13 protein-coding genes and 1 pseudogene are annotated in these 12,500 nt (G+C 71.3%); 6 read left to right on the top strand and 8 right to left on the bottom strand.

The window, feature by feature from the left end:
• A pseudogene (locus ACFV9D_RS38620) lies at positions 1-912 on the top strand (hypothetical protein); the annotation flags it as partial.
• Here ACFV9D_RS38620 and ACFV9D_RS38615 read toward each other — a convergent pair.
• The 4 genes from ACFV9D_RS38615 to ACFV9D_RS38600 form a co-directional block, all read right to left on the bottom strand.
• Positions 902-2,041 carry an LLM class flavin-dependent oxidoreductase gene (locus ACFV9D_RS38615; RefSeq protein ID WP_385157722.1) on the bottom strand — a complete coding sequence of 380 codons (1,140 nt, stop codon included), beginning with the start codon at positions 2,039-2,041 and terminating at the stop codon, positions 902-904. The pseudogene ACFV9D_RS38620 and the gene ACFV9D_RS38615 sit on opposite strands and share 11 nt — an antisense overlap.
• Positions 2,042-2,055: 14 nt before the next feature.
• Positions 2,056-2,562 (bottom strand): flavin reductase family protein, encoded by a 507-nt coding sequence (locus ACFV9D_RS38610; protein WP_385157719.1) that lies wholly within the window; start codon positions 2,560-2,562, stop codon positions 2,056-2,058.
• Between the two features lie 103 nt (positions 2,563-2,665).
• Positions 2,666-3,730 carry a phosphotransferase family protein gene (locus tag ACFV9D_RS38605; protein ID WP_385157716.1) on the bottom strand — a complete coding sequence of 355 codons (1,065 nt, stop codon included), beginning with the start codon at positions 3,728-3,730 and terminating at the stop codon, positions 2,666-2,668.
• Positions 3,727-4,584, bottom strand: coding sequence for a BTAD domain-containing putative transcriptional regulator (locus ACFV9D_RS38600; RefSeq protein WP_385157713.1), 858 nt, complete (start codon positions 4,582-4,584; stop codon positions 3,727-3,729). Before ACFV9D_RS38600 ends, ACFV9D_RS38605 begins: the two co-directional genes overlap by 4 nt.
• 308 nt (positions 4,585-4,892) lie before the next feature.
• On the opposite strand from ACFV9D_RS38600, the gene ACFV9D_RS38595 reads away from it, so the two are divergent.
• Together ACFV9D_RS38595 and ACFV9D_RS38590 are read left to right on the top strand one after the other, a co-directional pair.
• Complete coding sequence (locus tag ACFV9D_RS38595) at positions 4,893-5,183, top strand: antibiotic biosynthesis monooxygenase family protein (RefSeq protein WP_385157710.1); 291 nt, start codon at positions 4,893-4,895, stop codon at positions 5,181-5,183.
• Positions 5,176-6,084 carry an MBL fold metallo-hydrolase gene (locus ACFV9D_RS38590; protein ID WP_385157707.1) on the top strand — a complete coding sequence of 303 codons (909 nt, stop codon included), beginning with the start codon at positions 5,176-5,178 and terminating at the stop codon, positions 6,082-6,084. Before ACFV9D_RS38595 ends, ACFV9D_RS38590 begins: the two co-directional genes overlap by 8 nt.
• A 67-nt stretch (positions 6,085-6,151) precedes the next feature.
• Here ACFV9D_RS38590 and ACFV9D_RS38585 read toward each other — a convergent pair whose 3' ends face one another.
• The 4 genes from ACFV9D_RS38585 to ACFV9D_RS38570 are packed head-to-tail and all read right to left on the bottom strand — an operon-like array spanning position 6,152 to position 9,417.
• On the bottom strand, positions 6,152-6,601 hold the full coding sequence (locus tag ACFV9D_RS38585; RefSeq protein WP_385157704.1) for a nuclear transport factor 2 family protein: 450 nt from the start codon (positions 6,599-6,601) through the stop codon (positions 6,152-6,154).
• A complete protein-coding gene (locus ACFV9D_RS38580; RefSeq protein ID WP_385157700.1) occupies positions 6,598-7,578 on the bottom strand; it encodes an aromatase/cyclase in 981 nt (326 codons plus the stop codon). The genes ACFV9D_RS38585 and ACFV9D_RS38580 overlap by 4 nt, the downstream gene beginning before the upstream one ends.
• Before the next feature lie 37 nt (positions 7,579-7,615).
• On the bottom strand, positions 7,616-8,401 hold the full coding sequence (locus ACFV9D_RS38575; protein ID WP_385157697.1) for an SDR family NAD(P)-dependent oxidoreductase: 786 nt from the start codon (positions 8,399-8,401) through the stop codon (positions 7,616-7,618).
• Positions 8,402-8,445: 44 nt separating this feature from the next.
• The gene (locus ACFV9D_RS38570) at positions 8,446-9,417 is read right to left on the bottom strand and encodes a zinc-binding alcohol dehydrogenase family protein (RefSeq protein ID WP_385157694.1); all 972 of its coding nucleotides are present in this window, start codon (positions 9,415-9,417) and stop codon (positions 8,446-8,448) included.
• A gap of 182 nt (positions 9,418-9,599) precedes the next feature.
• Between ACFV9D_RS38570 and ACFV9D_RS38565 the strand changes: the two genes are divergently transcribed.
• The 3 genes from ACFV9D_RS38565 to ACFV9D_RS38555 are packed head-to-tail and all read left to right on the top strand — an operon-like array spanning position 9,600 to position 12,455.
• Entirely contained in the window at positions 9,600-10,880 is a 1,281-nt protein-coding gene (locus tag ACFV9D_RS38565) for a beta-ketoacyl-[acyl-carrier-protein] synthase family protein (protein WP_385157692.1), read from the top strand.
• Positions 10,877-12,124, top strand: coding sequence for a ketosynthase chain-length factor (locus tag ACFV9D_RS38560; protein ID WP_385157690.1), 1,248 nt, complete (start codon positions 10,877-10,879; stop codon positions 12,122-12,124). Before ACFV9D_RS38565 ends, ACFV9D_RS38560 begins: the two co-directional genes overlap by 4 nt.
• Positions 12,125-12,176: 52 nt before the next feature.
• A complete protein-coding gene (locus tag ACFV9D_RS38555; protein ID WP_385157688.1) occupies positions 12,177-12,455 on the top strand; it encodes an acyl carrier protein in 279 nt (92 codons plus the stop codon).
• Positions 12,456-12,500: the final 45 nt, after the last annotated feature.

Here is a 12,500-nt window from a genome sequence, read left to right as displayed (position 1 = left end):
CTGCTGCGCGTGCCGCACGTGGTCCTGGCCGTGAACAAGATGGACCTCGTCGACTACGCCGAGCCCGTCTTCGCCGCGATCGCCGAGGAGTTCACCGCGTACGCCTCCGAACTCGGCGTCCCCGGCTGGGGGCCTGGGGGCAACCCCCAGGAGAACTGGTGTACCGCGATCCCGATCTCGGCCCTCGCCGGCGACAACGTCGTGGAACCGTCCGTCCGGATGGACTGGTACGGCGGGCCCACCGTCCTGGAGCATCTCGAAAGCGTCCCCGTGGGCACCGATCCCTCCCTCTTCCCGGCCCGTCTGCCGGTGCAGTACGTGATCCGGCCGCAGACCGCCGAGCACCCCGACTACCGGGGCTACGCCGGTCGGATCGCCGCCGGTGTGCTGCGCGTGGGGGACGAGGTCAGCGTGCTGCCCTCCGGCCGGACGTCGCAGATCACCGGGATCGACCTGCTCGGCCGGGCCGTCGACACCGCGTGGGCGCCCCAGTCCGTCACGGTGCTGCTCGCCGACGACGTCGACGTCTCCCGCGGGGACGTGATCGCTCCCTCCGACGCCGCGCCGGCCGCCACCCGGGACATCGAGGCCACCGTCTGCCACCTCCACGAACGCCCGCTCAGACCCGGCGACCGGGTGCTGCTCAAACACGGCACCCGGACCGTCGGGGCACTGGTCAAGGGCCTGCCGCAGAAGATGGGCCTGACCCGGCGGCCCAGCCGGCAGGACCGGCCGGACAGCCTCGGCGTCAACGACATCGGCTCGATGGTGCTGCGCACCTTTGAGCCGCTGCCGCTGGATCCGTACGCCCGCTCCCGCGGCACCGGGGCCTTTCTGCTGATCGACCCGGCCGACGGCGCCACGCTCGCCGCCGGCATGGCCGCAGACCCGCAGGCCTCGCTCAGCCGGTGAGCACCGCGCCGGGCATCGAGGCCGAGGAGGCGGTGGCGGTCGTGGACGCCGTGGTGCCCGCGTCGCCGAGCTCCCCGGTGAACTCCGGCATCACCTCCTGCGCGAACAGCCGCATGGTGCGCGCCGACTCCTCGTACGGCATGTTGCCCGAGATCACCTGAAGGCTGACCGTGCAGTCGCCGTACCACTCCCGGATCTGCCGCACCTGCGCCCGCACCTGCTCGGGCGAGCCGACCAGCGCCTTGCCCTCGTCGACCTGCTTGTCGAAGTTGGCGCTGTTCACCTTGGCCACGATGCGCTGGTACCCGTCGTAGTCGCCGCTGCGGGTGTGGGCCCAGGCGGACACCGCCTCCACCATCTTGGAGTTGGTGTAGGCAGAGTAGCCGCGGCCGCGTTCCCGGGCGGTGGCCGCGTCCTCGTGCAGGTAGCTGCTGTAGCTGAGGTGGACCTCGCCGGCGGCCGGGTCGTGGCCGGCCTCCGCGCGGGACCGCCAGTACAGGTCGATCATCTCGCGGGTGCGCTCGGGCTTGTTGATCGAGGGCACCAGCATCAGCCCGCGTCCGGCCCTGCCCGCGGCCTCGCAGGACTCCGGGGTGATCGACGCGGCGACCAGCACCTTCGGATACGGGCGCTGAGCCGGGCGCGGCAGGAGGGTGACCGGGCCGAAGCGGTGGAAGCGGCCGCTGAAGACCACGTCCTCGCCCGCCCAGAGACGCTCGCACGCCTCCACGCCCTCCTCGAAGCGCTCACGGCTCTCGTCCATCGGTATCTCGAAAGCGGCGAACTCGTCCGGCAGGAAGCCGCGGGCGAAGCCCACGTCGAGCCGGCCGTGCGAGAGGTTGTCCAGCATCGCCAGCTGCCCGGCCAGCTTCACCGGATGGGTGAAGGCGGGGATCACCGCACCGGTGATCAGCCGGATGCGCCTGGTACGGGCGGCCGCGGCGGCGAGGAAGGTCACCGGGTCGGGGCTGTAACCGCCGTAGTCGAAGAAGTAGTGCTCGACCGTCTTCACATGGTGGAAGCCCAGTTCCTCGGCGAGGACAGCCAGGCGCAGCGCGTCGTCGAAGTGGTCGACCGCGCTCTTGTCGGCGGGCCCGGTGGTGGGGAAGAGGTTGATTCCGAACTTCATGGCTTCTCCGGGGCCTAGGGGGTGGTGACGAGTCGGTGCGCGGACGGGGTGTCGTACGTCCGGCGGTAGTACGTCAGGGGCGCGGCGTCCGGTACGTGACTGCCGTGCTCGATGCTGCCGACGAGGACCCAGTGGTCGCCCACGAGATCGGCGGTGCGCAGCCGGCACTCGGCGACCGCCACGGTGTCCTCGATGAGGACCGGGGCGCCACAGGCGTGCGGTGACGGCGTCCAGGCCGTACCGGTGAACTTGCGCTCGTCGGAGGAGGCGAAGCGGTCGGCCAGCGCGCCGCGGCCCGCGGCAAGGAAGTTGACCGCGAAGCCCTTCGAGTCGCGGATGGCCGGCAGGGTGTGGGATCCGCTGTCGGCGCACACGAGCAGCAGGGGAGGGTTCTTCGACACCGCGGTCACCGCGGTGCAGGTGAACCCCTTCGGGCCGTCCGCGCCCGCCGTGGTGATCACGGCGACGGAACTGGAGAGTGCTCCGAAGATTCTCCGGAACTGTTCGGGTTCGACAGGCATGGACGCTCGCCCCCAGAGGTGTGGCCTGAGATCTGGACAAGGACTGAACCCGTTCAGCGTGTCAGGGGCGTCTGGAGCGCAGCTCGAGGGCGGATGGCCGCGGTCAGGAGCCGGTGATCCGGGCCAGTGCCCGCCCCAGTTGTGCCTTGGCGTTGGAGTGCAGGACGAGGGGGACGCCGGGCGGCATCACCCGCGCGGCCAGCACGATCCGCTCCACTCGGCTGGTGATGAGCGCGAAGCGGAAGCCGGCCAGGATCTCGTAGTAGGGGAGAGGGGCGAGGGCGCGGCCGATGAGTTCGCCGTAGCGCTGCACGGTCTCCTCGTGCCCGGGCAGGCCCGCGAGTCGTTCGGCGCCGATGCCTTCGCTCAGGAACCTGTCCATCCACAGGAACCATCCGAGGTCGACCTCGGGCGGCCCGAGCCCCGTCATCTCCCAGTCGAGCAGCACCGCGGGCCGCAGGTCCTCCCCGTAGACGATGTTGCCGAGCCGCGCGTCGCCCCACAGCAGTCCCGGCGGGCCGGGTTCGGCGGGCAGGTGCGCGCGCAGCCAGGACAGCGCCGACGAGAGCACGGGGTCACCCGCACAGCCGAAGAACTCCATGTGCCGTGCGTAGTGGTCGAGTTGCTGCGCGGTCCCGGGCGCTCCGCCGTCCGGCGGCGCCACGAAACCGAGGCCGAGCCGGTCGGCGTCGACCCGGTGCACCTCGCTCATCGCCTCCAGGGACGCCCACCACAGGCGGGCGCGGTCCTCGGCCGACAGCTCGGTGATCCAGCCCTGTCTGTGGTACGAGGGGAAGTCCGGCGGTACCTGACCGGGGATCAGGTCCATGACGAAGAACGGGCCGCCGAGCAGGCGCGCGGAGGGTTCGCAGTGGTGGACGGCCGGGACCGGGACGCCGGTGTCCCGGCCGAGGACGCGCAGCAACTCGTACTGTTCGGCGATCCGCGGCTCGGGGTAGACCCGGGTGTCCCACGGCGCCGCCCTGACCACGAACTTCCGCTCGGTGCCGTCGGGTTCCTCGGCCGTCACGAACAGGGTCAGGCCGGCGAAGCCGGTGGCCGTGGGCCGCTCGGCGCCGGTGATCCGCAGACCGGTGAAGGGCGGCACCCCGGCCAGGGCCTCGACGTACGCCGAGCCGGCCGTGGTGTGCTGTGCCGCGGCGGTCATCGCCGTACCGCTTCCAGGCCCTCCGCGGCCCCGCGGGGGTCGAGCAGGTCGAGCGAGAGGGCCGCGTCACGGGCGGTCTCCACGCTGAGCGCCGGATTGGCGGCGAGCATCGCCGTCTGCAGATGGCGCAGTCGGGGCGAGGGCTCGAGGCCCAGCTCGTCGTTGAGCTTCTCGCGGAGCGTGTGGTAGACGTCCAGGGCCTGTGCCACGCGTCCCGACCGGTACAGCGCCAGCATGTACTGGGCGTGCAGGTTCTCGTGCGTCGGGTGGTCGGCCGTCAGCGCCCGGAGCTCGCCGAGCAGCCCGTGATGCAGACCGAGGCGCAACTCCGCCTCGACGCAGCGCTCGAACGTGGTCAGTCTGGTCTCCTCCAGGCCGGCGATCCGCGCCTCCAGGCGCGGCCCGGCCGGCACGTCGACCAGAGTCGGCCCCCGCCACACGGCGAGAGCGGCGCGCAGCGCGGTGGCCAGCCGCTGGTCGTCGCCGGACGCCTGGGCGGCGCGGGCGTCGTTCATGTGGCGCTCGTAGTGGTGCAGATCGAGGCTGCCCGGCTCGATGCTGATCTGGTAGCCCTGGTGCTTGGTGACGAGGATCTGCTTCGGCTGTTCGGGAGTCGTGACCGACGGGCAGCCGGCCAGCGCGCGCCGGATGTGCAGCACATAGGTGTGCAGGGTCTGCACCGCGCTGCGCGGCGCCTGCGTCCCCCACAGCTCCTCGATGCATATCGAGGCCGGTACGGGCGTATTCGCGTTGAGCAGCAGCAGCGCAAGAAGCTGGCGCGTCTTCGGTGCGGACGGAAGATGCGAAATTCCACCGTCATTCATGACGACAGGGCCGAGAACTCCGAATTCCACGTGGTCTCCTCAGGAAGGTGATGTCCGGGTGCATCCGAGAACGACCGCGACGCTAGCAATCGGTTCGGACGGATGTCCACGGCCGAAGTGACGCTCTGGCCAAGGGGCTTGGCGCCATCGAACGTACCGGCCGGCCGGATTTACCAGGAGATCGATGAAAGCCCAGGTGAGGAACGATGGAGGCGTACTCGTGCATAGGGAGTGACGAGGTCTGTTCCATGCGGTCTCACTTGGCCTTCCAGTGGATGCGCCTAACGTTTTCAGGGTTGGACACCCTCCGGATGGGAGTTACTGCTGTGGTTGTATTCATGAACCGCCTCACGATGATCGGGGAGCCCGCGGAGTTCGAAAGGATCTACGCGGAGATCGGGAAAATCATGAGCGCCCGCCCGGGCCTCATCCGATTCCGACTCGTGCGCTCCACCAAGGAGGCGGACGTCTACTTCAACATCGCGGAATGGGAGTCCCAGGAGGCGTTCCAGGACGCCCTCAAGACGCCCGAGTTCCGCGCCCAGTTCGAGCAGCTGCTGCCGATCATCAAGGGTGACCCGCATGTGTGCGAGGTCGTTCAGGAGGGTCTGCCGGCAGTCCATGCCTGACCGCTGCCTGGAGCGGATCGCCGACGGCGTGCACGCGTGGGTCCAGCCCGATGGCGGCTGGTGCCTGAACAACGCGGGTGTCGTCGTCGGCGACCGTTCCGTCCTCCTCGTCGACACGGCGGCCACCAGGGCACGGGCGGAACGGCTGCGCGACAGCGTGCGCGGCCTGACCCCGCTGCCCGTACGGACCGTCGTCAACACCCACCACCACGGCGACCACACCCACGGGAACTTCGTGTTCTCGGACGGTGCGGTCGTCGTCTCGCATGAGCGGACCCGCGCCGAGATGGCGGAGCGCGGGCTCGCTCTGACTCATGTGTGGCCCGACGTGGAATGGGGCGACCTCAGCGTCGCCCTGCCGGACCTCACCTACACGGAGTCCCTGTCCGTGCATCTCGGTGACGGCCGGACCGCCGAGCTGCTGCACCCGGGCGTGGCCCACACCACCAATGACACCGCGGTGTGGCTGCCCGACGCCGGGGTGCTGTTCGCCGGCGACCTGCTGATGTCGGACTGCACTCCGTTCGCCCTGATGGGCTCTGTACGGGGGCTTGTGCGGGCCGTCGGCCGGCTGCGCGCCCTGGGGGCCCGCAGGATCGTCTGCGGGCACGGACCGGTGTGCGGGCCGGAGGTGTTCGAGCTGACCGAGGCATATCTCGCTCGGGTCCTCGACCTCGCCGCGTACTGCGTACGACGCCGTACGGATCCGCTGACCGTCGCCCGTGACGCGGGCTACGGCGAGTTCGCGGAGCTGCGGGACCCCGAGCGCCTGGTGGCCAATCTGCACCGGGCGTGCGCCGAACTGGAGGGCGCTCCCGAAGGGGCGTACCTTCCCTCGGCTCCGGTGTTCCACGAGATGGTGACGCTCAACGGCGGACGCCCCCTGACCTGCCTCGCCTGAGGCCGGCCGGGGGGCGTCGCCCTGGGCAACCGCCGCTGTCGGAGGGCCGTTGCCGTACTGCCGTACGTCACACGGCTCCGTCGTGCTCCACCAGGCGGTGGCGTATCCGCAGTCGCCCGTCCTCCCCGCGGACCAGCAGGTCCTCGCCGGGAGCGCTCAGATGCGGCCGCGGATCGCCACCGTCCGGGATCTCGAACACCAGGGCGTAGAACCGGCAGCGCCAGGTGCCGGGCTCCTCGCCCTCGTCCACGATCAGCATCCCCAGCCAGTGGCGCCGGGTCACCGGGCGGGCCGCGAGCCGGTCCAGACCGACTCGCATCCGCGCCACGATCTCCGCGCGGCCACGCCAGGGCTCCGGTTTGACGTTCTGCTCGAAGACGCCGTCCTCGGTGAAGGTCTCCGCCCACTCCTCGGCCCGGCCCTCGTCGAGCAGCCGCATCTGCCGGGCGTAGAAGTCCTGGACCTCGGCCTGGATCTCCCGCGACGCGGGCCCGGCCGTCTGCACGGGCGCGGTCATGACGCCTCCACCAGGGCGCCACGGGACTCCGCGTACGTCTTGGCCAGACCCAGCGTGGCCAGACTGTTGGTGCCCAGCGCCTTGCGGACGTACGCCTTGGCGTCGGCGAGCGTGCTGTCCGCGCCGAGCACGGCCGTCACCTTCTCCGGCCTCATCGTCACCGTGTGCCGGGACGTCGCGACCACACCGTCGCCGGTCTCGGTGAACGTCCACCGGCCGGTGTGCGCGGCCAGCAGACCGGGCAGGACCAGCTGCTTGTAGACGATGCAGTCCGGGGCGAAGCTCAGCCGGATCGAACGGGTGGTGTGGATCGAGCCGTCCGGCGCCCGGGTGTCCATCTCGAGGACCTGAATCCCGCCCGGCTGCTCGGTGAAGTCGACCCGGGCCACGTGCGGAAGGCGCTCCTGCCAGGCGTCCGCCCGGTCGACGAAGGCGAACAGGTCGGCGACCGAGCCGGCCACCGTGACCGAGTCCTCGAAGGAGAAGGTCACGGCCTCGCCGCTCGACACGGCGTTCTCCACGACGTCCTTGAGCCGGGCGAGCTCGGCCGTGCTGTTGTTCTCGACGGCCCGCGCGATCCACCGCTGGTGCTCGGGAGAGTCGTCCACGGCGCGGTAGTCATGGGTGAGGCGGACGAGCGTGCCCCCGTCACCGGACGGCTCGACGAACCAGTCACCTCCCATCGCCGCCACCGGGTGGGCGCTGAGCTGCTGCCGGAAGCCGACCCGCAGGTTCTGCGGATCGAGGGTGCGGCGCGAGGTCCAGTCCTTCACCTCGCCGTTGGCCTGCGCCCACAGGTGGATCAGTTCCTCGCTCGTACCGTCGTCGTACGAGGTGCTCTCCAGCACCTCCGCGTGCACGGTCGGGGTGAACGCCGCCGGCCACCGGGTCACATCGGCGATCACCGCGTACACCTCGGACGGCGGTGCGTCGATCAGGACGGTGTGTTCGGTGTGGTGCTCCACTGCTGCTGACATCTGCTGCTTGTCCTCTCGCTCCTCGACTGCGGTGCGGTCAGTAGTTGCCGAGTCCGCCGCAGACGTTGAGCGCCTGCGCGGTGATGGAGGCCGCGACGTCGCCGGCCAGGTAGCGCACCAGACCCGCCACCTCTTCCGGCGTGGAGTAACGGCCCAGCGGGATCTTGGCGTTGAAGCGCTCCTGCACGTCCTCGACCGTGGTGTCCCAGGCGGCGGCGTAGCCCTGCCGGACCCGTTCGGCCATCGGGGTCTCGACGTAGCCGGGGCACACGGCGTTCACGGTGATCCCGGTCTTCGCCAGCTCCAGGCCCACCGCCTTGGTGAAGCCGACCACCCCGTGCTTCGACGCCGAGTACGGCGCGCCGAGCACCACACCCTGCTTGCCGCCGGTGGACGCGATGTTGATGATGCGGCCGCGGCCGCTCTCCCGCATCCCGCCGGTGCCGAGCACCTCGCGGGTCGCCCAGAAGACGCTGTTGAGGTTCGTGGCCATGACGTCGAGCCACAGCTCGTCGGCGATGTCGGCCGTGACCCCGCCGCCGCTGCGGCCTGCGTTGTTGACCAGGACCCCGACGGGGCCGTGGCGTTCGGCGGCGGTACGGACGAAGTCGTGCACCGACGCGGGGTCCCGCACGTCCGCGGCGACGCCGTCGGCGTCGATCCCCTCGTCGAGCAGGGTCTTGACGACGGTGTCGACGTTCTCCTGGGTCCGGGCACACAGGAACACCCGGTGGCCGTCCTGGCCGAGGCCGCGCGCGACCGCCAGGCCGATGCCGCTGGTGGCACCGGTGACCAGAGCGAGGCGCTGAACCGTTTCGGGCATGATGGTCCTTCCGTTCGAAGTACGGGCGTCGATGGTCGGCCGGGTCACGGCCGGAGCAGGATGCGGCCGAGCTGGGCGCGGTCCTCGATGATCCGGTGGGCGGCGGCGGCCTCGGTGAGCGGCAGTTCGGCGTGCACGTGCACCTTCAGCCGGCCCTCGGTGACATGGCCGATCAGCTCCTGCAGACCGGTCCGGATGTCGTCCGGGCGGTGCTGCCACCACTGGTCGAGACCGCAGCCCACGACGTGCTTCATCGGGATCAGGCGCATCGCCGGGACCTGCGGCAGGGTGCCGCCGGAGGCGCCGTAGAAGACGAGCCGGCCGAACGGCTTGAGCACGTCCAGACCCGCGAGCAGGATGTCGCCGCCGACACTGTCGAGGATGACGTCGACGCCCTCGCCGTCGGTGGCCTTGAGGACCTCGTCGGTCCAGCCGTCCGTGCTGTAGTCCACGACGACATCGGTGCCGTGCTCACGCGCGAACTCGGCCTTCGCGGGCGAACCGACCGTACCGATCACCCGGCCCGCCCCGTAGTGGCGGACCAGCTGGGTCATCAGGTGCCCGATCGCCCCGGCCGCCGCGTGCACGAGCACGGTGTCACCGGGCTGGATGCGCGCCGTCTTCAGCACGCACAGCGCGGTCTGCGCGGGAGAGGCCAGAATGCTGGCCTGGGCCGCGTCGAGACCGTCCGGCAGCGGGGCCAGGAACGTGGCGTCCGCCAGGACGAAGTCCGCGTACGCGCCGCCCATCACGGGCGCCGCCACACGGTCGCCGACGGCGACCGTGGTCACCTCGGCGCCCACCTTCTCGACCCGTCCGACGACATCGCCGTTCGGGGTGGCCGGCAGCGGCGGCGGAAACGGTCCGGTGCCCCTGCGGCGCTGCGTCTCGACGAAGTTCACGCCGATCGCCTCGGACTTGATCAGGACCTGTCCGGGGCCGGGGGTGGGCACCGGGGCCTCCTCGACAGCGAGGACTTCGGGGTTCCCGTAGCTGTGGTAGCGGATGGACCGCATGCGTAGCCTCCATGGGTGGTCTGCGAGCCTGACCGGACCGTAGGGCGGCGTACTGGAGGCTCGCTCGCCGTCCCGTGGAGAGCGGTCGGCGGGAGACGGCGTGCAGTGTCTCTCCAGCCCGGCTCCATGGCCCGGTGCCACCGTCGAAGCACCAACGACGGGTAGCAACGGGAGGAGTTCGGATGACTCGACGAGTCGTCATCACGGGGCTGGGGGTCGTCGCTCCAGGGGGAATCGGCGCAAAGGCGTACTGGGACGTGCTGGCGAACGGTCGCACCGCCACCCGCGCGATCAGCTCCTTCGACGCCTCCCGGTACCGGTCGCGGATCGCCGCCGAGTGCGACTTCCACCCGGAGGAGGCGGGACTGACCCCGCAGGAGATCCGGCGGATGGACCGCTCCGCGCAGTTCGCGGCCGTCGCCGCCGACGAGGCCGTGGCCGACAGCGGCCTGCTCTTCGCGGACCTGCCCCCGCACCGCACGGGCGTGTCCATCGGCACCGCGGTCGGCTGCACCACCAGCCTGGAGGAGGAGTACGTCGTCGTCAGCGACGGCGGCCGCAAGACCCTCACCGACCACCGCTACGGCGTACCCCACCTCTACGACTACCTGGTGCCCAGCTCGGTCGCCGCCGAGGTCGCCTGGCGGGTCGGCGCGGAGGGACCGGTCAACACCGTGTCCACCGGCTGCACGTCCGGTCTGGACGCGGTCGGCCACGCCGCCGCGCTGATCCGGGAGGGCTCCGCGGACGTCGTGGTCGGCGGCGCCACCGACGCCCCGATCTCCCCCATCACCCTGGCCTGCTTCGACGCGATCCGGGCGACCTCACCGCGCAACGACGATCCGGCCCACGCCTCCCGCCCGTTCGACCGGAGCCGCAACGGCTTCGTTCTCGGGGAGGGCGCGGCCGTCTTCGTCTTCGAGGAGCTGGAGCACGCGCTGCGCCGCGGCGCGCACATCCACGCGGAGGTGGCCGGCTTCGCCACCCGCAGCAACGCCTACCACATGACCGGGCTGCGCTCCGACGGCGCCGAACTGGCCCAGGCCGTCACCGCCGCACTCGCCCAGGCCCGGGTCGAACCCGGGAAGCTCGACTACGTCAACGCGCACGGATCCGGAACCAAGCAGAACGACCTGCACGAGACGGCCGCCATCAAGGCGAGCCTCGGCGTGCACGCGCGGACCACACCGGTCAGCTCGATCAAGTCGATGATCGGCCACTCGCTGGGCGCGATCGGTTCCCTGGAGGTGGCCGCCTGCCTGCTGGCGATGCGCCACGGGCTCGTACCGCCCACCGCCAACCTCCACGACCCGGACCCGAGTTGCGACCTCGACCATGTGCCGTTGACCGCGCGCGAGACGCCGGTCCGTTCGGTGCTCAGCACCGGCAGCGGCTTCGGAGGGTTCCAGAGCGCCGTGGTCCTCACCGGCAACGGCACCGAGAGAGGAGGACTCGCTCAGTGAGCAGCACCGCATTCACCACGGTCGTCACCGGAATCGGTGTGGTCGCCCCCAACGGCCTCGGCACCGAGGAGTACTGGGCGGCGACCCTGCGCGGGGAGAGCGGCATCCGCCGCCTCACCCGCTTCGACCCCGCGCAGTACCCCTCCCGGCTCGCCGGCGAGGTCACCGGTTTCGACCCGGCCGCACACCTGCCCGACCGGCTCCTGCCGCAGACCGACCACATGACCCGGCTCGCGCTGACCGCCGCGGACCTGGCGGTCCTCGACGCGGGGGCGGGCCCCGAGGAACTCCACACCCTCGGCGCGGGCGTGGTCACGGCGAGCGCCTCCGGAGGCTTCGAGTTCGGCCAGCGCGAGCTGGAGAACCTGTGGAGCAAGGGCAACGAGTACGTCAGCGCCTACCAGTCCTTCGCCTGGTTCTACGCCGTCAACACCGGCCAGATCTCCATCCGCAACGGTATGCGCGGCCCGAGCGGCGTGCTCGTCGCCGACCAGGCCGGCGGACTCGACGCGGTGGCGCACGCCCGTAGGCAACTGCGCGGCGGCGCCACCCTGATGGTCACCGGCGGCGTGGACTCGGCGCTGTGCCCGTGGGGGTGGACCGCGCAGATCGCCACCGGGCTGCTCAGCACCTCGGAGGACCCGGCCCGTGCCTTCACCCCGTTCGCCGACACCGCGAACGGCTATGTGGCGGGTGAGGGCGGCGCCATCCTCGTCCTCGAACCCGAGGAGTCGGCCCGCGCCAGGGGAGCACGCTCGTACGGGTCGGTCGCCGGGCACGCCGCCACCTTCGACCCGCCCCCCGGCAGCTCCCGCGGACCCGCCCTGCGGGCGGCGATCCTGGGGGCCCTCGCCGACGCCGGATGCACGCCCGGTGACATCGACGTGGTGTACGCCGACGCGGCCGGCCTTCCCGACAAGGACGCCGCCGAGGCCGCGGCGCTGTGCGAGGTCTTCGGCCCGCACGGCGTCCCGGTCACCGCCCCCAAGACGATGACCGGGCGGCTGTACTCGGGCGGCGGGCCGCTCGACCTGGCCACCGCGCTGCTCGGCTTCCGGGACGGCGTGATCCCGCCGACGGTCAACGTGGCCATGCCCGACCCGGCCCACCGCATCGACCTGGTGACCGGGGAACCGCGCGCCGTGCCCACCCGCACCGCGCTCGTCCTGGCCCGTGGTTACGGCGGCTTCAACTCGGCGATGGTGCTGCGCGCCCCGGCTGCTCGCCGCACCTCGCACCAGTGAACCTCCCTCCGCACCGGAGGGGCAGTTCCGACAATTCACCGGAGGAAAAGCCATGGCAGCACAGGAGTTCATCACCCTTCAGGACATCGTCCGCGCCCTGCGCGCCGCCGCGGGGGCGGGGGACGGCGTCGACCTGGACGGGGACATCGCGGACGTGACCTTCAGCGAGCTGGGTTACGACTCGATCGCGGTTCTCGAGACCGTCGGCGCGCTGGAGCGCGAGTACGGTTTCAGCATGGGGGACGAGGCCATCCAGGAGGCGCAGACCCCGGGGCAGTTGCTCCGCCTCGCGGTCGAGGCCGCGGGCAGTGTGGCCGGTCTGGCGGCCTGACCGCGGTGAGGGACAGGGCCGGCCCGCACGACGTCACGTCGTGCG

Origin of the sequence: Streptomyces sp. NPDC059875 (assembly GCF_042731085.1) — a bacterium.
GTDB lineage: Bacteria > Actinomycetota > Actinomycetes > Streptomycetales > Streptomycetaceae > Streptomyces.
Note: the sequence above shows the minus strand (reverse complement) of the source record. Positions and strands in the feature narration are given on the sequence as shown.